This window comes from Kitasatospora sp. NPDC059646 (assembly GCF_042734615.1).
Lineage (GTDB): Bacteria > Actinomycetota > Actinomycetes > Streptomycetales > Streptomycetaceae > Kitasatospora.
Genome location: NZ_JBHWDS010000064.1, coordinates 1 through 18,528 on the forward strand (window position 1 = coordinate 1; position 18,528 = coordinate 18,528).

General features: G+C 74.5%; 15 protein-coding genes. 10 read left to right on the top strand and 5 right to left on the bottom strand.

The genetic code is table 11. From position 1 onward, the window contains the following. Window positions 1-43: 43 nt before the first annotated feature. On the bottom strand, window positions 44-2,788 hold the full coding sequence (locus tag ACFV1L_RS31790) for a penicillin acylase family protein (RefSeq protein ID WP_380372544.1): 2,745 nt from the start codon (window positions 2,786-2,788) through the stop codon (window positions 44-46). A 216-nt stretch (window positions 2,789-3,004) separates the two neighbouring features. On the opposite strand from ACFV1L_RS31790, the gene ACFV1L_RS31795 reads away from it, so the two are divergent. The 5 genes from ACFV1L_RS31795 to mscL all read left to right on the top strand — a co-directional run bounded on the left by ACFV1L_RS31795 (window position 3,005) and on the right by mscL (window position 7,409). Next, complete coding sequence (locus tag ACFV1L_RS31795) at window positions 3,005-4,525, top strand: potassium/proton antiporter (RefSeq protein WP_380372546.1); 1,521 nt, start codon at window positions 3,005-3,007, stop codon at window positions 4,523-4,525. Window positions 4,526-4,730: 205 nt separating this feature from the next. After that, window positions 4,731-6,023: an MFS transporter gene (locus tag ACFV1L_RS31800; protein WP_380372548.1), complete on the top strand. Its 1,293-nt coding sequence runs from the start codon at window positions 4,731-4,733 to the stop codon at window positions 6,021-6,023. Between the two features lie 94 nt (window positions 6,024-6,117). Next, complete coding sequence (locus ACFV1L_RS31805) at window positions 6,118-6,414, top strand: FmdB family zinc ribbon protein (RefSeq protein ID WP_380372551.1); 297 nt, start codon at window positions 6,118-6,120, stop codon at window positions 6,412-6,414. Between the two features lie 284 nt (window positions 6,415-6,698). After that, on the top strand, window positions 6,699-6,965 hold the full coding sequence (locus tag ACFV1L_RS31810) for a hypothetical protein (protein ID WP_380372553.1): 267 nt from the start codon (window positions 6,699-6,701) through the stop codon (window positions 6,963-6,965). A 30-nt stretch (window positions 6,966-6,995) separates the two neighbouring features. Further along, window positions 6,996-7,409, top strand: a complete 414-nt coding sequence (gene mscL, locus ACFV1L_RS31815; protein WP_380372555.1) for a large conductance mechanosensitive channel protein MscL — start codon at window positions 6,996-6,998, stop codon at window positions 7,407-7,409. A gap of 3 nt (window positions 7,410-7,412) precedes the next feature. Here the strand turns inward: mscL and ACFV1L_RS31820 are convergent, their stop codons facing one another. Then, the gene (locus tag ACFV1L_RS31820; protein WP_380372558.1) at window positions 7,413-7,577 is read right to left on the bottom strand and encodes a hypothetical protein; all 165 of its coding nucleotides are present in this window, start codon (window positions 7,575-7,577) and stop codon (window positions 7,413-7,415) included. Between the two features lie 71 nt (window positions 7,578-7,648). Further along, a complete protein-coding gene (locus tag ACFV1L_RS31825; RefSeq protein WP_380372560.1) occupies window positions 7,649-8,620 on the bottom strand; it encodes a sigma-70 family RNA polymerase sigma factor in 972 nt (323 codons plus the stop codon). Window positions 8,621-8,943: 323 nt separating this feature from the next. Between ACFV1L_RS31825 and ACFV1L_RS31830 the strand changes: the two genes are divergently transcribed. Next, complete coding sequence (locus tag ACFV1L_RS31830; protein WP_380372561.1) at window positions 8,944-9,771, top strand: phosphatase PAP2 family protein; 828 nt, start codon at window positions 8,944-8,946, stop codon at window positions 9,769-9,771. Between the two features lie 307 nt (window positions 9,772-10,078). Then, window positions 10,079-12,091: a murein biosynthesis integral membrane protein MurJ gene (gene murJ / locus ACFV1L_RS31835; RefSeq protein ID WP_380372563.1), complete on the top strand. Its 2,013-nt coding sequence runs from the start codon at window positions 10,079-10,081 to the stop codon at window positions 12,089-12,091. 3 nt (window positions 12,092-12,094) lie between these two features. On the opposite strand, the gene ACFV1L_RS31840 is transcribed toward murJ, so the two are convergent. Continuing rightward, the gene (locus tag ACFV1L_RS31840; protein WP_380372565.1) at window positions 12,095-13,105 is read right to left on the bottom strand and encodes a LuxR C-terminal-related transcriptional regulator; all 1,011 of its coding nucleotides are present in this window, start codon (window positions 13,103-13,105) and stop codon (window positions 12,095-12,097) included. Window positions 13,106-13,386: 281 nt separating this feature from the next. Here ACFV1L_RS31840 and ACFV1L_RS31845 point away from each other — a divergent pair, with 281 nt between their 5' ends. The 3 genes from ACFV1L_RS31845 to ACFV1L_RS31855 all read left to right on the top strand — a co-directional run bounded on the left by ACFV1L_RS31845 (window position 13,387) and on the right by ACFV1L_RS31855 (window position 14,952). After that, window positions 13,387-13,719, top strand: a complete 333-nt coding sequence (locus ACFV1L_RS31845; protein ID WP_380372568.1) for a hypothetical protein — start codon at window positions 13,387-13,389, stop codon at window positions 13,717-13,719. 245 nt (window positions 13,720-13,964) lie between these two features. After that, window positions 13,965-14,228, top strand: a complete 264-nt coding sequence (locus ACFV1L_RS31850; protein ID WP_380372571.1) for a hypothetical protein — start codon at window positions 13,965-13,967, stop codon at window positions 14,226-14,228. 37 nt (window positions 14,229-14,265) lie between these two features. Continuing rightward, window positions 14,266-14,952 (top strand): response regulator transcription factor, encoded by a 687-nt coding sequence (locus tag ACFV1L_RS31855; protein WP_380372574.1) that lies wholly within the window; start codon window positions 14,266-14,268, stop codon window positions 14,950-14,952. Between the two features lie 327 nt (window positions 14,953-15,279). Here the strand turns inward: ACFV1L_RS31855 and ACFV1L_RS31860 are convergent, their stop codons facing one another. Continuing rightward, window positions 15,280-18,528, bottom strand: coding sequence for a DUF4135 domain-containing protein (locus tag ACFV1L_RS31860; protein ID WP_380372576.1), 3,249 nt, complete (start codon window positions 18,526-18,528; stop codon window positions 15,280-15,282).

Below are 18,528 nucleotides of genomic sequence, written 5' to 3' on the forward strand. Positions count from 1 at the left end.
GGACCCCGGTGCGGGGTCCGCCTCCGGCGGTCGTTCCGGGCCGTCAGCCTGCCGTGAGGGTGAGGGTGTTCCTGCCGTTCTTGGCGACGGCGTCCTTGGTGTAGACCCAGGGCAGGAGTTCGCCCTTGGCCCACAGCTCGGTCTGGTCGTTGTAGTTGGGGTGGAAGGCGTGGCCGGAGGCGCCGCCGACGTTGATCCAGCGGGAGGAGTCGAAGTCGCTGAGGTCGACGACCATCCGCATGGAGGGGATCCAGTCGACGTCGTAGCCGGCGGCGGCGTTCCAGCCGGTGGCGTCGACGGCGGCGCTGCCGCCGGAGAGCTTGTAGGGGCCCCGGTTGAGCAGCTTGTGGACGACGCCGGAGGCGATCGAGGAGTCGTCGCTGCCGAGCGTGGGCTCCTGCAGGGTCAGCTGGTGGAGGCGGCCCCAGCTCCAGGTGGAGATGTCCTTGCCGAGGCGCGCGGTGAGGTCCTGGCGGGCGTCCTTGAGGGCTTCGGCGAGCAGCTTGTCGAGGCCGTGCTGCTGCTGGTGGTTGGAGTCGATGTAGTCCCACCACGGGGACGCGGGGTCGCCGAGGTGCGCGCGGACGACCTCCATCCAGCGGTCGCCGCCGTCGGGCTGGGCCTGCGAGGCCTTGCGGGTGCCGCACTCGGTGACGGCCTGCGCGGCGCCGCCGAGCGCGTCGTCGGGCAGGGTGTTGTCGCGCTTCTGACGGACCAGCAGGCAGTCGCCCTCGACCCGCAGGTCGGCGGGGAACTTCTGGCCGAAGGCGAGCGTGAGCAGGGCCCGCCAGACGCCGTTGTAGTAGGCGGCGGCGGCCGAATCGGCGTCCTGGTGGTAGTTCCAGTCCTTCAGCAGGTCCTGGGCCTCGCGCACGTACGGGTCGTCGATCTTGACCTTGAGCAGCAGCGGGACGAGTTCCTTGGCGAGCACGCTGGTGTTGTCCAGTTGCATGGACTGCATGTCGTCGAGGGAGATCTTGCCGCCGTTCTTCAGCTTCGCCTGGATCTGGTCGGTGATCTCCTTGGCGCGGGTGCCGTACTCCCAGTCCTTGGTGAGCATCGGCTTGTAGCCGTCGTCGACGACGGCCTGGTTGGCCGTCACGATGTAGCCCTCGGGCGGGTTGTACGCGTAGGGCAGCGACTTGAACGGCAGGTAGGTGGCGTTCCAGGCGTAGCCGGAGTCCCAGCCCGGGGCGGGGTAGCGGCCGTCGCCCTTGCCGCGGACCGGGATCAGGCCGGGGGCCTGGTAGCCGATGTTGCCCTTGGTGTCGGCGTAGATGAGGTTCTGCGCGGGCACCGCGAAGTCCTGGGCGGCGAGGCGGAACGAGGCGAAGTCGGTGGCCTTGTCGAGCTTGAAGACGGCGTCCATCGTCCTGCCGGGGACGAGCGCGGTCCAGCGCAGCGCGACGCCGTAGCCGGCCGCCCGGTCGGGCGCCGCGTTGCCGGCGGGCGCGTACTTGCCGACGTTCTGGTCCTCGGAAGACTGGTCGGAGATCAGCGGCATGCCGTCCTGCGTGGTGCGGACGGTGATGGTGCGGTCGGCGCCGCCGGCGACCTTGATGGTCTCCTTGCGGACGGTGAACTTCACGTCCTTGCCGTCGACCAGGTAGGTGTCCGGGCCGGTGACCTTCTCCAGGTACAGGTCGGTGACGTCGGCGCCGAGGTTGGTGAAGCCCCAGGCGATGTCCTTGTTGTGGCCGATGACGACGCCGGGCATGCCGGCGAAGGTGTAGCCGGCCACGTCGTAGGTGCAGGCGCCGGAGGCGTTCCGGCAGTGCAGGCCCATCTGGTACCAGATGGACGGCATGCCGGGGCCGAGGTGCGGGTCGTTGGCCAGCATCGGCTTGCCGGTGGTGGTGTTGGCACCGGCCACCACCCAGGAGTTGGAGCCGATGCCCTGCCCGTTGGGGCCGAGCAGCTGCGGCAGCGCGTCCATCTTCCCGGAGACGCCGCTCAGCAGCTGCTGGGTGGCGGCGCGGGCCTGCGAGCTGCCGGCCGGCGTGCCGCCGCCGGGCTGGGCGGGCACGACGGCGCCCTCGCCGGGGGTGTAGGTGCCGTCCGCGGAGACCTTGCCGGTCTTCACGATGGTGCCGTTGCGGTCGTACGGGTAGTCCGGGTACAGCTGGGCGATCTGCTCGGTGGTGAAGTTCTGCGTCAGCAGCGAGCGGTCGATCTCCTCCTGCATGTTGCCGGACAGGCTCCAGGCCATCGCCTTCAGCCAGGCCACCGAGTCGACCGGGTCCCACTTCTCCGGCCGGTAGCCGGAGTTGACGGCGCCGAGCATGGCGTACTCGACCGAGGCGCCGGCCCCGCCGGGGTGCTCGGCCAGCCACGCGTTGACGCCCTCGGTGTAGGCGGTCAGGTTGCGCTTGGTCTCCTCGGACAGGACGCTGTCCCACTCCTTCTGCGCGACCTGGCGCCAGCCCATGGTGCGCAGGAAGGAGTCGTTCTCGACGGCGCTGGAGCCGAACATCTCGGCCAGCCGGCCGGCGGTGATGTGCCGTCGGACGTCCATCTCCCAGAACCGGTCCTGGGCCTGCACGTAGCCCTGGGCGCGGAACAGGTCGGCGTCGGTGTCGGCGTAGAGCTGCGGGATGCCCTTCTCGTCGCGCACCACGTCCACCGGCGCGGACATGCCGGCCACCTTGACGGTGCCGCTGACCTGCGGGAACGAGGAGCGGACGGTGTCCACCGCCCACCAGCCGCCGCCGGCCAGACCCGCCACCAGCAGCACGGCCAGCAGGATCACGATCAGACGTGCGCGCCGGAACTTCTTCGAGCGGGGCATCCGAGTCCTTGTATGAGGGAGCGTTCGGCCGTGACAGGTCACCACATTAGGGCGACGGCACCGGCAGCCGTGCACGGGGGACACCGGCTGGGCCTCGGCGGCGCCGTTCGGACCCTACCGGGCCGGGACGGAAGTCGGGACTAGCGTAAAGATCAAGTAAAATGTTAGACTGGGTAACGATCCGTCAGCCGCCCTTCCTGCCCGAGGTGCCCCTGCGTGACCGTTGACCACCTGAACGAGCTGCTCCTCGAGTCCGCCGTCATCCTGCTCGTCGCCGTCGGCGCCGTCCGGATCTCCACCCGCTCGGGGCTGCCGTCCCTGCTGATCTACCTCGGCATCGGCGTCGCCCTCGGCCAGAACGGCATCGGCATAAGCTTCAACAACGCCGAACTCACCCAGGTCCTCGGCTACGCGGCCCTCGTGGTCATCCTCGCCGAGGGCGGACTCAAGACCAGCTGGCAGGCGATCAAACCGGTCGTGCCCGCAGCCGCCGTGCTCGCCACCGCGGGCGTCGCCGTCTCGGTGTTCGTCACCGCCGCCGGCGCGCACTGGCTGGTCGGCCTGGAGTGGCGCACCGCCCTGCTGCTCGGCGCGATCGTCTCCTCCACCGACGCCGCCGCGGTCTTCTCGGTGCTGCGCACCGTCCCGCTGCCCAAGCGCCTCACCGGCCTGCTGGAGGCCGAGTCCGGATTCAACGACGCGCCCGTGGTGATCCTGGTGGTCGCCTTCGCCACCGCCGGCGAACTCGACCCCTGGTACGTGCTGATCGGCACGATCGTGATCGAGCTGGTGATCGGCGCCGCCGTCGGCTTCGCGGTCGGCCGGATCGGCGCCTACGCGATGCGCCGGGTCGCGCTGCCCTCCTCCGGCCTGTACCCGATCGCGGTGCTGGCGCTGATCGTGCTCGCCTACGCCGGCGGCGCGCTGCTGCACGCCTCCGGCTTCCTCGCCGCGTACATCGCCTCGGTGATCCTCGGCAACTCCAAGCTGCCGCACGGCCCCGCGGTCCGCGGCTTCGCGGACGGCCTCGCCTGGATCGGCCAGATCGGCATGTTCGTGGTGCTCGGCCTGCTGGTCACCCCGGCGAGCATGGGCTCGGCGGTCGTGCCGGGCCTGGTGGCCGGCACGGTGCTGGTGTTCGTCGCCCGCCCGCTGTCGGTGCTGGTCAGCATGACGCCGTTCCGGATCCCCTGGCGCGAGCAGGCCCTGCTGTCCTGGGCGGGCCTGCGCGGCGCCGTGCCCATCGTGCTCGCCACCATCCCGCTGGTGGCCGGCGCGGCCGACGCCCAGCAGCTGTTCAACGTGGTGTTCATCCTGGTCGTGGTCTTCACCCTGCTCCAGGGCCCGACCCTGCCGCTGGTCGCCCGCCGGCTGAAGATCGGCGAGGGCGACCTCGGCCAGGACCTCGGCATCGAGTCCGCCCCGCTGGAGAAGCTGCACGGCCACCTGCTGTCCGTCCAGCTGTCCCCCGGCTCCCGGATGTCCGGCGTCGAGGTCTCCGAGCTGCGCCTGCCCAAGGGCGCGGCGGTCACCCTGGTGGTCCGCGAGGGCTCCAGCTTCGTGCCGGACCGGATGACGGTGCTGCGCGAGGGCGACGAACTGCTGGTGGTCACCACGGACGAGGTCTCGGAGGCCGCGGAACGCCGCCTGCGGGCCGTCGACCAGGGCGGCAAGCTGGCCGGCTGGCTGCACAATGCGGAGGCCGCGCCTTCCGTTTCCAGGAGGAAGCCGCGCTGAACCGCTAGGCTGATAGGCAGAAACTCCGATTTTTTTGCATCTGCCTGATGCAGAGTCGGCGCGACCGCTCGGCGGCCGGGCCCCCGGGGCGCTCAGCCCGGGCCCGGTAACAACCCCGGTCGACGCGCGAGAGGACGACTCTCGGCGCCGGTCCGGTCCCACCTTCTGCCCGGTCCGCGCTACCAGGCAGCAGAGAGGACCGACCGTGGCGGCCCGCCGACCGGTCGACGACACCACCCGCAACGGCTACGGGGCACTGCTGCGCACCCCCCGCGCCTGGACCTTCCTGCTCCCCGCCCTGATCGCCCGGCTGCCGTACGCCATGCTCGGCCTCGGCATCGTGCTGCTGGTGCGCGACACCACCGGCTCCTACGGCCTGGCCGGCGGCGTCGCCGCGGTCGCCGCCGTCGCCCAGGCCCTGATCGGCCCGCAGACCGGCCGGCTCGCCGACCGGCACGGCCAGGCCGCCGTGCTGGTCCCCGCCGTCCTGGTGCACGCCGCCGCGGTCGCCGCACTGATCGCGCTGGCCCACGCCGGCGCCCCGGACTGGACGCTGTTCCTCGCCGCCGCCCCCGCCGGCGCCTCCGTGCCGCAGATCGGCGCCATGGTGCGGGCCCGCTGGGTGAACCGGCTGGACGGGCAGCCCGCGCTGCTGAACACCGCGTTCGCCTTCGAGTCCGTCACCGACGAGTTCACCTTCGTCGTCGGCCCGGTGCTGGCCACCGCCATCGCCACCGCGGTCGACCCGTCCGTCGGCCTGGTCGCCGAGGCCGCCCTCACCCTGCTCGGCGGCCTGGCCTTCGCCGCCCGCCGCGGCACCGCCCCCGCTCCCGCCGGCCCCGACGCCCACGGACTGCGCCGCGCCTCCGCACTGGCCTCCCCCGGCGTGCGCCTGCTGGCCGGCGGCTTCCTCGGCCTCGGCTCCGTCTTCGGCGCCCTGCAGGTCTCCATCACCGCCTTCGCCGAGGACGCCGGCTCCCCCGGCCTCAGCGGCCCGGTCTACGGCCTGTTCGCGGCCGGCTCGATGGTCGCCGGCGTGCTCTACGGCCTGGTCCCGTGGCGCAGCCCGGCCCGGCAGCGGATGCTCGCCTGCTACGCGCTGCTGGTGCTCGGCTGCTCCACCCTGTGGGCGATGCCGAACCTGGTCTCGCTGGCGATCGCCGGCCTGTTCTGCGGCCTGGCCATCGCCCCGACCCTGATCACCGGCTACACCCTGGTGGAGACGCTGGTCGCGGACGGCGCCAAGACCGAGGCGTTCACCTGGCTGACCGGCGCGATCGGCCTGGGCCTGGCGCTCGGCTCCACCGCGGCCGGGCAGCTGATCGACCGCTCCGGGCCCTCGCTGGGCTTCACCGTGGCGCTGATCGGCTCCGGCCTCGGCCTGGTGGCGCTGGTCACGATGCGCGGCCTGCTGCTCTCCCGGGGCTCTTCGGGCCGTACCGTGGCCGGGGGCGCCGCCGTCTCCCGGGAGCCGGTCGAGGCGGCCCGCCGCGGCTGAGCCGCTGGACTCCACCAGCGGAATGCCGCATCATGGACCGTCGTTAGCACTCATAGCGTGAGAGTGCCAGGGGGAGTGCAGGAGGAAGCGGAAAGTGCCCACGTACCAGTACCAGTGCACCGAGTGCGGCAACGGCCTCGAGGCGGTGCAGAAGTTCAGTGACGACGCGCTGACCACGTGCCCCGACTGCCAGGGGAAGCTCCGCAAGGTCTTCTCGGCCGTGGGCGTGGTCTTCAAGGGCTCCGGCTTCTACCGCACCGACAGCCGGTCCAGCTCCAGCAGCTCGGTGGGCTCGTCCTCCTCCGGCTCCGCCCCGGCCTCCTCCTCGGCGTCCTCGACGTCGACGTCGACCCCGGCGAAGAGCACCAGCTCCGCCCCGGCCGCGGGCTGACGCACCCGGCTCCGCGCAGCGGGCCCCGCCCGGTCCGTCCGGGCGGGGCCCGCTGCTGCGCGTCCGGGGCCGGTCACGCGGATTCCTCCGGACGGTGGGGCGGGGCCGTTCCCGGGGGTGCGCCGAACGGCGCAGCGGCTCACCCCGGCGGGTGACGGCGGTTTTCCACAGGACGGGGTTGTCCACAGGGCGCGGACGTCCGCGGGCCCGGGGCCCGGGGCGGCCGCAGGATGGCAGGCGCGGCCCCGGCCGGGGCCGCCGTTCCCGAGGAAGGGCCTGCCGCCATGACCGCCTCCGTGCTTCCCCCGCTGCCCGCCGCCGCGGTGCCCCCGCGCCGCGAAGTGCCCGACTTTCCGCCGATCCGGGGCACCGCCCGGGGCCGCCACCGCTTGCGGCAGGCGGTGCGCCGTCGGCCGGGCGTGTTCGCGGTGGGCTGCCTGGCGCTGGCCGCCGCGCTCGGCCCGGGCCCGCTGCGGCCGGCCCCGCCGCCCGGCCCCGGGGCCGCCGGCTGCCCCCGGGCGTCAACCGGAGGGCCGTGGATTCACCCGTGACCTTTGCGTGCTGACGCCGTTCGACGCGGCATGAAAGGCTTCAAGGAATTCCTGCTCCGCGGCAACGTGGTCGACCTGGCCGTCGCCGTCGTCATCGGCGCCGCGTTCTCCAACATCATCAACGCGTTCGTCAAGGGCGTGATCAACCCGCTGGTCGGCCTGTTCGGCACCAAGGACCTCTCGTCCTACAAGTCGTGCCTGAAGGGCCCCTGCGCGGTGGACGCCTCGGGGAACGTCACCGAGGGCATCTTCATCCTGTGGGGCTCGGTGCTCAGCGCCGTGCTCAGCTTCCTGATCACCGCCGCCGTCGTGTACTTCCTGCTGATCCTGCCGATGAACCACTACACGAAGAAGCGCAAGACGCTGGACGAGGAGGCGCTGGACGCCGAGATCAAGGAGGTCCAGCTGCTCACCGAGATCCGGGACGCGCTGGTCCGCCGCTGACGGCTACTTCTCGCCGTGGTGCGGGGGCCGCTGGTCCAGGTACCAGTCCAGCCCCCGGCCGCCCCGGGACTCCCCCCAGCCGCGGTCGGTGTCGTCGCCGGTCTGCTGCTCGAACGGGTCCTTGAAGACCAGTCGGGCCGCGGGCTTGTTCTCGTCCTGCTCGGTCATCCGTCCACTGTAGAACCGCCGGGCGCCCCCGCGGGGGCGCCCGGACGACCCGTCGGGCCCGCGGTCGGCCGTCACGCGGCCTCGAAGCCGGCGTGGTCGGCGATCTTCTTGAGCTCGGCCAGCGCGTGCTTCTCGATCTGGCGGATCCGCTCGCGCGTCAGCCCGTGCTGCTTGCCGACCTCCGTCAGCGTCCGCTCGCGGCCGTCCTCCATGCCGTAGCGGCTGCGGATGATCGACGCCGTGCGGTCGTCGAGGCGGCCGATCAGGTCGTCCAGCTCCTCGCGGCGGAGCATCACCATCACGGCGTCCTCCGGGGAGACCGCGCCGGTGTCCTCCACCAGGTCGCCGAACTGGGTCTCGCCCTCGTCGTCGACCGCCATGTTCAGGCTGACCGGGTCGCGCGCCCAGTCCAGCACGTCCTTGATCCGCTGCTCGGTGGTGTCCAGCTCGGCCGCGATCTCGGCGGGCTCGGCCTCCCGGCCCAGCTCCTTGGACTTCTCGCGCTGCACCCGGCGGATCCGGCCGAGCTCCTCCACCAGGTGGACGGGCAGCCGGATGGTGCGGGACTGGTCGGCGATGGAACGGGTGATCGCCTGGCGGATCCACCACGTCGCGTAGGTGGAGAACTTGAAGCCCTTGGAGTAGTCGAACTTCTCCACCGCGCGGACCAGGCCGGCGTTGCCCTCCTGGATCAGGTCCAGCAGCGGCAGGCCGCTGCGCGGGTAGCGGCGGGCGACCGCGACCACCAGGCGCAGGTTGGAGCGGATGAAGACGTCCTTGGCGCGCTCGGCGTCGTCGGCTATCGCACGGAGCTCCTCCGTGCTGACGCCGTCGAGCTGCTCCTCCTCGTCCAGCAGGTGCTGGGCGAAGACCCCGGCTTCGATGCGCAGGGACAGCTCGACTTCCTCGGCGGCATCGAGCAGGGGCGTCCTGGCGATCTCGTCGAGGTACATGCCGACCAGGTCGCGGTCGGCTTCGAGGTTGGTCGGGCGGGCGGTGCGAGTCCGATCGGCCCTGTCGCGTACGACGGCACGGGTGGCCATGCTTGCTCCCTCACTGACGCTGCCGGTGGCGCTCCGTTCCGCCGCCTGGCACAGGCGTGTGGGCCAGTTCCCGGCTCACACGTAACGATCCAACGCACAGAAATCGGACAACATTCCCAAGTGGCTCAGCTTTTCGTGAGCCATGCAGTATCCTGCCGATTTTCATCCGATCGATACACGCAGCGTGACGCGACTCGCACACCCCGCGTCCACCCGCCGCCACCGAATCGCTGCGGGGCCTTCGCGGGACGTCCGCACAACCGATGCCGAATCGCTATCGCGGGACCGCCGGTTCGCCCTCCGCCGCTGGGAAGGTGTCTGTCATGCACCAGTCCACCGATGGCCCCGGGGCGGCCGACGAGCCCCCGGACGGCGCCCGCGGCAACCGCCGCCCTCCGGTTCAACGCCGGACGCTGCTCCGTTGTGCCTGGATCGGACTGGCGTCCGTCCTGCTGTTCACGGTGCTGCTGGTGCTGATGGAGACCGGCTGGTCGCCGCTGGCCCGCCTCGACCAGGACTGCGTGGCGGCCCTGCACCGGTACGCGGTGCAGCACCCGGTGTGGACCGCGGCCATGCAGACGCTGGCCGACCTGGGCGCCCCGTGGACGATGCGCGCGCTGCTCGCCGCCGCCGCGCTCTGGCTCTGGTGCGTCCGCGCCCGGGCGCTGGCCGCCTGGGTGGTCGTGCAGGGCCTGCTGGGCTGGGCGGCCAGCTCGGTCGGCCGGGCGGTGATCGGCCGGGCCCGGCCGCACTTCGCCGACCCGGTGGCGGTCGGCTCCGGTGCGGGCTTCCCGTCCGGCCACGCGATCGCCTCGGCGGTGGCCTGCGGGGTGCTGCTGATGCTGGTGTGGCCGCGCGCCGACCGGGCGGTGCGGGCGGTGGCGGGCACCGGCGCGGCGCTCACCGTGCTGGGCGTCGGCTGGACCCGGCTCGCACTGGGCGTGCACTACCCCAGCGACGTACTGGCCGGCTGGGCGGCCGCGGCCGCGGTGCTGGCCGGGGTGACCCTGGCGGCGGAGGTCTGGCTGCCGGGCCGGCTCGGCCGGGACGTCCGCCGGCTGCACTGGCGGCTGCGGCCCCGGGTGCAGCGGGTGCTGGCCCCGCCGCTGCCGGCGGAACCCGCCGGAAGCCGTGACCCGGGCCGTCCCTGACGGTTCGTGAGCAACGTCACACACCGCATTCGGGTCCTCCTGGGGAGGGAACGGACGCGGGCGGCAATCCGCGTGTTTCCGGGCGGAAACGGCGCTCGGCGCCCGGCGTCCCAAGGCCTCCGGACACCGGCGGCGACCGGCCGGGAGGGCCGGTGAACGGCACCCGACTCCCCATCGGGTGCCGTCTTGCGGCAGACTTCTGCGGCTGGATGCACCCTGCAACCGGCGAGCGGAGCCCGGGCGACCAGCCCGGTCCCCCGCACTTTCCCACGCAACGCCGGACGGGCACCGATCGACGGGGGGTCCGATGACCATGCACACCGCGGACGGCCCGAACGACCCCTACGACCCGTACGCCCGCCAGGGCGGCCCGTACGTCCCGGCGGACCCGCCGACCGTGCAGCTCGGCCGGATCCCCGCCCAGTTCGACCAGGCCGGCTACCCGCCGCCGCCCCCGCAGCCGCCGGCCCGGCCGGTTCCGCAGCCGCGGGCGAGCGAGGAGCAGGAGCCGCCGAAGCCCGCCGACCGGCCCGCCGCGTCCACCGGCCGCAACGGGCTGATCATGGCGCTGGGCTCGCTGGCGTCCCGTGCGCTGGGCTTCGTGCGCAGCGCGGTGATCGTCGCGGCGCTGACCACCGGCCCGGCCGGCGAGGCGTTCAACGTGGCGAACTCGCTGCCGAACATCGTCTACATGATGCTGATCGGCGGTGTGCTGGCCTCGGTGTTCGTGCCGGAGCTGGTGCACGCGATGCAGACCCACAGGGACGGCGGCCAGGCGTACACCGACCGGCTGCTGACGCTGTGCGGCGTGATCCTGGTGGTGCTGACGCTGGGCGCCTGGCTGTTCGCCCCGCAGATCGTCGACCTGTACTCCGAGTTCGACGGGGTGCAGCACGAACTGGCAGTCACCTTCGCGCGCTACTGCCTGCCGCAGATCTTCTTCTACGGCGTGTTCACCCTGCTCGGTCAGGTGCTCAACGCCCGCGACCGGTTCGGCGCGATGATGTGGACGCCGGTGCTGAACAACGTGGTGGCGATCGGCGTGTTCGGCGGCTACCTGGCGATGGGGCACCACGCCCGCGCGGCCGAGGAGGTGAGCAGCGGCGACGCGCTGCTGCTGGGCCTCGGCTCGACGCTGGGCATCGTGGTGCAGGCCGCCGCCCTGCTGCCCTCGCTGCGCTCGGCCGGCTTCCGCTACCGCCCGCGCTTCGACTGGCGCGGCGCCGGGCTCACCCGGCCGCTGCGCGCGGCGGGCTGGGCGCTGGCGCTGGTGGCGGCCACCCAGCTGTCCTTCGCGGTGATCACCAGTCTGAGCACCGGCGTGGGCACGGCGGCGGCGCAGGCGCACATCCCCGGGGGCCGCGGCTTCTCCGCGTACAACAACGCCTACGCGCTCTTCGTGGTCCCGCAGGGCGTGATCACCGTGTCGCTGGTGACGGCGCTGCTGCCGGGGATGGCGCGGGCCGCGACGGCGGGCGACTACCGGAAGATCGGCGAGGACCTGTCGGGGGTGCTGCGCTCCTCGGCGGCGATGGTGGTGACCGCCGCGGTGCTGTTCTTCGCACTGGCCCCGCAGATCGCGATGGCCGCCTACGGCTACGGTGCGCGCGCGGGCGTCCACGACGACGCGATGGTGATCGCCTCGCTGCTGATGGCCTTCGCGATCGGCCTGCCCGCGTTCTGCGCCCAGTACGGCCTGGCCCGCGGCTTCTACGCGATGGGCGACGCCCGGACGCCGTTCTGGCTGACCCTGGTCAGCACGGGCACGAACGCGGCGCTGTGCTGGGTGGCGTACGAGGTGCTGCCGCTGCAGGACAAGGTGATCGGCATGGCGGTGGCGCACACCGTGGCCGCCACGCTGTCGGTGCTGGTGACCGGCGTCGCGCTGGGCCGCCGGCTGGCGAAGGGTGCTCCCCCGGCCGCGGCGCCCGCCCCGGAGGCGGACGCGGACCCGGACTCGACCATGGTGCTGCGCACCGACGCCTTCGCACCGGGCGCGAACGCCACCGTGGACCTGGGGGTGCGGCGCGCCCGGCGGGGCAGCGGGCTGGAGGGCTTCCGGCTGGTGACCCTGCACCTGGGCCTGGTGCTGGCGTGCCTGCCGGGTGCGCTGGCGGGGCACTGGCTGGCGGGACGGTTCGGCGAGGGCCTGTTCGGCAGCCTGGCGGGGCTGGCGGCGGGGTCGCTGGCGGTGCTGCTGTCGCTGTTCGTGCTGGCGCGTCCGCTGGGTGTGGGCGCGTCGGTGGCGCCGTTCGCCCGCAAGCTGCGGATCCCGTACCCGACGCCGGCCCCGGCCGGCGGGGGCCGGCACCGGCGGTAGCGGTCAGGCGGGGGCGTCCTCGGCGGCCGCGAGCCAGCCGAGGGCGGCGACCTGGATGCCGGCCTGGAAGCGGCTGCGGGCGTCCATCCGGACCATCAGGTCGGCCATCATCCGGCGGACGGTGCGCAGCGAGACGCCGAGGCGCTGGCCGGCGCGTTCGTCGGTGAGGCCGTCGGCGAGCAGGCGCAGCAGTTCGCGTTCCTGGCCGGTGAGGCCGTGCAGGTCGCGCTGGGCGGATGCGCCGAGCGGGCGGGCGTGGTCCCAGACCTGGTCGAAGAGGGCGCGCAGGGCGGCGACCACGCCGGGGCTCTGGAGCAGCACGGCGCCCTTGCGGGGGTCCTCGGGGTCGATCGGGACGATGGCGGTGGCGTTGTCGACGACGATCATGCGCAGCGGCAGGGTGGGTGCGGTGCGGACGGCGCCGCCGAGGCCGTGCAGCCAGCGGGCGTACTGGACGGTGGCGGGGTCGTTGCGGACGCTGTCCTGGTAGACGGTGCGCATCCGGACGCCGCGTTCCAGGGTCTCCTGGTCGAGGGTGCGGCTGGCCTCCATGACCTGGGCGGGCTGCGGGCCGCCGGGGGCGAAGGAGAGCACTTCGGCGGTGGCGTCGGAGGCGAGGTGGACGAGCCGGTCACGGACCTGGTCGAGGCTGGTGAGCATCTCGATGCCGCGCTGTTCGCCGGGGGCGTGCAGGTTCGCGTACTCGGCGATCAGGCCGGCCATGGCGGCGCGGCTGCGTTCCATCTCGCGCTGGCGGCGGGCGGCCTCGGCCTCCTGGTGGGCGAGCAGGGCGGCGAGGCCGCGCTCGGGGTTGACGGCGCGCCAGCGGGTGCCGCAGCCGGCGGGGCGGGTGAGGGCGAGGTCGGCGAGGCGGTCGAGGGCTTCGAGGACCTCGGTCTCGGTGCTGCCGAGGTGGGCGGCGAGGCCGCCGGGGTCGAGCTCGGGGTGCAGCAGCATCGCCCGGTAGACGGCTTCGCCGAAGGCGTCGAGCCCGATCGGGCCGCCGGCGGTCAACGGTCGGTCTTCCGTGTGCCCTGTCCGCTGCCCGTCCGCGTCGCTCTGTTCATCTCGGCCCTCCACGCGCGCCGGGTCGCGGCGCTCCACCCCGGGGTTTCGTCCTGATCGGGCGTCAGGTTAACGCTGGGGCACCCGGGTTCAGAACAGCCTTGGGGAGATTCTGTCGGACAGGTGGCCGAATCGTGAAGGGTGCCGGGCAACTGTCATATTCGTGCCAGGCGGAGATGTGTCACCCGTGGCGCGGCCCGGCCGGGGCCGGGGTTTGCCACGCTGGGGGGATGTACGCGATCCGTCTGGAGCTGATCCCGTCGCGGCCCCTGCTCGGCGGGCCGGGGGCGGAGGCCGGGGCCGGTCCGGTGCGGGCGGCCCTGATGCGGCTGCCGCTGGACGGCGCCCGGATGTGCCACGCCCGGGTGCTGGCCGGTCCGGACGGGCTGGCCGCGGTGTGCTTCCTGACGGCGGCCTCGCTGCTGGCGGCGGAGCGGTCGCTGCGGGCCGGCGCGGGTGCGCTGGCGGAGCCGGGCGGGCCGCTGGCCGGCTGGACGGTGGCGCGGTGCGAGGCCGATCCGTGGATCGCGCTCGGCATGCTGCAGGCCCGCGCCCGCAGTTGACGGCGGGCCGGGCGCCGGCGGCAGGGCTGGCCGTTCGGTGTCACGGCACTGTGGTGCCAGCCCGGGGGTGCTGACAGGAACCGGCTGCGGGGGCCACTCTCGTGGTGTCGGCAGGACGGCGGTGCGGAACCGCGGGAGCAGCCCCCGGCGGGGCCGCGGACCGGACCGGACCTGACGGCGGTTCACACCACGCGGCCCCGGGGCAGCCCGGGGACCGGCCGAATGCGAGAGGATCGGGCACTCCCATGACGCTGAACATCCGTTTTGTCACGATTGCCGCTCTGGGTGCGGTGGTGGTGGGCGGTGTCGCCGCCGCCGACCTGGCCGGGCCGGGCCGGCCGGGCGCGGTGGTCACGGCGGGCGGCGCGGTCGCGGACGGGCCGCTGTCGCCGGCCGACGCGGCGGCGCGGGCGATCGTGGTCGGTCCGGGCGTGCCGCCCGCCCCGTCGGCGTCGGGCAGCCCGACCTCCGCCGAGCCGGCGCACGCGGACACCTGGGGCTGGGGCTGACCGGGCCGGGCCGGGGAGCCGGGGAGGAGGCGTCCGGATGACCACCGCACTGGAACGCCCGCTGGTGCAGCGGGCCCTGTCCCGTCCGTTTCCGCTCGCCGTGGCGGCGAGCCCGACCAGGGTGCTGCTGGCCGACCGGCACCACCTGTTCCGGTCGGGGCTGGGGGCCCTGCTGGACCGGGAGGACGATCTCGCGGTGGTCGCCGAGGCGGCCGGCGGCGAGGAGGCCGTGGCGGCGGCTGCCGGGGTGCGCCCGGCGGTCGCGGTGATCGGCCTGGACCCGGAGCAGCCGGAGGCGACGGCCGACGCGCAGCGGCTACAGCTCGTCGCGCCGGGAACGGCGGTGCTGCTGCTGGTGCCGGCCCTGCCGCGCACGGCGCAGTCGCGGCGGGCGCTGGTGGAGGGCGCGGCCGGGGTGCTGCTGAAGGACGTGCAGGCGCCGGCGCTGATCGCGGCGGTGCGCGAACTGGCCCGCGGCGGCCGGGTGTACGACCCGCGGCTGGTGCTGGACGTGCTGCGCACCGGGCAGTCCGGTCCGCTCAGCCGCCGGGAGCTGGCGGTGCTCGGCGAGATCGCCGAGGGCAGCACGGTGCAGGAGGCGGCGACGGCGCTGTCCCTGTCGCCGGGGACGGTCCGCAACTACGTGTCGGCGGCGATCGCCAAGACCGGGGCGCGCAACCGGTGCGACGCGATTCGGATCGCCCGCGAGTGCGGCTGGCTGTAGTCCGGGAGGTGCGCAGGCGCGCCGACGACCCGTCAGGCCCCCGCTTGACGGGTCGTCGGCGTGCCTGCGCGCCGTTCAGGAGTGCCCGCCGAGGCCCTCCCCGGCGCGGGCCGGCGCGACCACGTCGGCGGAGCCGTGCGCGGTGCGCGGGACGCCGGCTGGGCGGCTGGGCGGCTGGGCGGCTGCCGATCAGGAACTCGCCGACGGAGGACTCGGCGGTCCGGTCCAGGCCGAGGGAGCGGGCGGCGGCATCGACCAGGTACGGGGTGAAGTGGCGCTTGAAGCCGATGAGTTCGGACATGGGGTGCTCCTCGGGGCGGCGTGCGGTCAGCGCAGGGTGGCGAGCGGGGCGGCGGAGGCGTCGTGCAGGCGCAGCAGCAGCAGGCCGACGGCGACGGTGCCGTCCAGCGCGCCGAGGTTGACGGCGTCCCGGACGGCCCGGTCGGGGAACCAGGTGCCGTACCGGCGGTGACGGGCGATCAGTTCGCGGACCATCGGGCCCGCCGCTTCGCGGCCGTCGTGGAACGGGCCGGGCGGCAGCGCCTCCCCGCCCGCCGGCGCCGTCCCGGGCCGGGTGTGGACGAGGCCCGCGTCGGCGGCGGTGAGGGCCTCGGTGGCGGCGGACAGCAGGGCCCGGCCGGTGAGCGCGGTCAGTTCGGGGCCGGTGACGGGCGGGGCGAGCGCGCCCGGGTCGGTGCCGTCGACGGCGTCCGCGCCGAGCGAGACGGCGGTGTCCAGGCAGGCGAGGCGGCCGGCCCGGGTACCGGTGGCGAAGCGGTGGCCGCGCAGCCGGGCCCGGACCGCCCCGGGGTCGGCGAGCAGCGCGGGGGCCTCGGCGAGGGTGCGGGCGAGTGCGACGGCGATCGAGTCGGCGCCGCCGGGGACCAGCTCCCGGAAGTCGAACGGCGGGTTCGCCGCGTCCAGCCGGTCGATCGCGCCGGCCGCGAGGGTGCGGATCGCGTCGTCGGTGCCGGGGTGGCCGGGGCCGGCGGCGCGGCGCAGCCGGAGCAGGTTGAGCAGCAGTCCGGCGGCGCCGAGCGGCACGTCGCCGTGCGGGACCCCGGTCGGTCGCCCGGGCCGGTCGGCCGCGGACCCGGCGACCGACAGGGCGCCGGGCACCAGGGCCTGCGCGGCGGCCGGGAAGTCCGGTTCGCCGAGCAGCAGTCCGCCGCGGGCCAGGCCGTGGATGACCGCGCCGGGGCCGAAGAAGCCGCCGGGGACGGGCGCGCCGGAGGCCAGCCGGGAGTCGGCGGCGAACGCGAACGCCTTCGGCTCGTCCGGGTCGATCAGTGCGGCGGCCTCGGCGAGCAGGCCGTGGGCGGCGCGGTGGAAGCGCGGTTCGCCGGTGGCGGACCAGAGTTCGGCGAGCAGCACGGCGATGCCCAGGGTGCCGGAGGCGAGGTCCGGGCCGAGCACCTCGACCTGGCGCAGGCCGGTGCCCGGGTACCAGCCCTGGGCGACCCAGCCGGTGCCGCGCCGGGCCGCCAGGATGCGGTCGCCGATCGCGACGGCCTCGGCCAGCAGCTCGCCGCGGGTGGGGGGTTCGGCGGCCGCCGGCGGCTCGGCGGGCCCGGCGGGCGGCTCCTCGGCGCCGGCGCGGGCGGCGTCGAGGCAGCCGGACAGCACGGCGACGTGGGTCTCCAGGTCGAAGTCGTCGAGTTCGGCGACCCGCTGCTGGAGGCGCTGCCAGCCGGTGGAGCGGAAGTGCCCGGGGATCTCCCGGCCGTCGGCGGTGAACACCGAGGAGGAGGTGGTCAGCGAGCGGAAGAACGGGATGTCCAGGGCGCGGAAGGAGTCGAGTTCGGCGAGCACCACCTCCAGCAGGTCGGCGGTGCCGGCGCCGGCGGTGACGGCGCCGCGCAGCGCCCCCGCGATGACGGTCTCCCGGGTCGCGCCGTCGTCCAGCGCGAGCGGGCTGATGGAGGCCCGGAGGATCTTGTAGCCGTCCCAGGCGCGGCGCCGGACGTAGCGCACCCAGATGCCCCGGAAGCCGCTCAACGGTCCTGCGGGGTCGGCGAGTTCACTGCGCAGGCGGTGCAGTGCGGCGTGCATCTCGCGGTAGCCGTCGACCACCTCGGCGGTGTACTGCCACGGATCGGCGGGCTGCCCGTCGTGCACCGGGCGGTGGGCGGTGACGGGCAGCGCGGGCACGCCGGGGACGACCTCCAGGCAGCCGACCCGGGACAGGCAGCCGATGTCCAGGGCGTCGGTGCGCCCGGCCGGCGTCCACGCCTGGAAGGCCATCGCGGTGCGCACCACGGTGGTCTCCAGTTCGTCCAGCAGCCGGCGCCGGGCCTCCTTCCGCACCGGCGGGTTCTGCACCCGCGGGGAGAGCAGGCACTCCAGGTCGATCAGCACCGGGTGCTCGCCGTCCGCGAGCAGGTCGTCCGCCCCCAGGTCGCGGCCCTCCAGCAGCTGGACCAGCCGGATGGTCATGCCGAGCCGGCGGTAGAACCGGGCGAAGCCCGCCGGGTCCGCGCACGGGCGGGCCGGGACGAGCTCCTCCCAGCCGTAGTCGCCGGAGCAGTCGGTGCGCAGCGAGGCGGCGTGGCCGTCGTCGCCGCAGTCGGAGCGGACCAGCACGGTGCGCAGCGGCAGGTCCAGCGACAGTTCGCGGTTGAGCCGTTCGACCAGGCCGAGGAAGGCGGTGGCGTGCCGCATGTCCTTGGGCTTGTAGACCGCGCCCGCGCCGGACTCGAAGCGCAGCAGCACCACCGAGCGGCCCTGGGCGTGCCGGTGGCCCGCGTCGCCGCGGACGGAGTCCAGCGCGCCCGGGTCGGCGCCGCCCCACATCTCCGCGACCAGGCCCGCCCGGTCGGCGGCGAGCCGGGCGAACAGCTCGGTGTACGCCTCCTGCCACTGCCGGCAGACCGTGCCGATCAGGTACGCGAGGGCGGGCAGCCGCTCCAGCCGGGCCAGCCAGCCCGCGGTGGAGGCGTCCGGGCCGCCGTCGGCGTCCCAGCCGGTGGCGCGGGGGCGGCCGGTGGCGGCCTGCAGTTCCTGGCAGAGCGTCAGGTCGGCGACCTCCGCCAGGCGGCCGGCCAGGGTGCCGGCCACGTCGGCGCGGCCCTTCGCGGTGACCGGGACGCCGAGGACGGCACCGGGGCCGGTGGGCAGCAGCGCGTCCGCGGCGGCCCGGAAACCGGCGTCGATCGCGCCGGGGCCGGTGGCCGGGGCGGCGCTCTGGGCGCGCAGGAACGCGGCCAGCGGGTACGCCCAGGACGGCAGCCGGGCCGGGTCGGTGAGCCGGACCCGGCGCAGGCCCTCGCCCAGCGGGCGGCCGGCCCCGGCGAGGTGGTCGAGCAGCACCCCGGCCGACCGCTGGTCGCCGGCCGCGCGGCGCAGCCAGGTCTCGACGGCGGCGGCGCGGCTGCGCCGGTCCGCGGTCGGGTCGGGGGTGAACAGGGCCCGCCCGTCCTCGCGGGCGGCGGCGCGCTCCTCGAAGCTCGCGGCAGCGGCGATCACGGCGTGCAGCCGTTCGTCGGCGCCCGGGAGTCCGGGCAGCAGGGCGTCGGCGGGGCCGGGGTCGCCGGGGCCTCCGGCGGTGCGGAGCCAGGCCTGCACGTCGAGCGACAT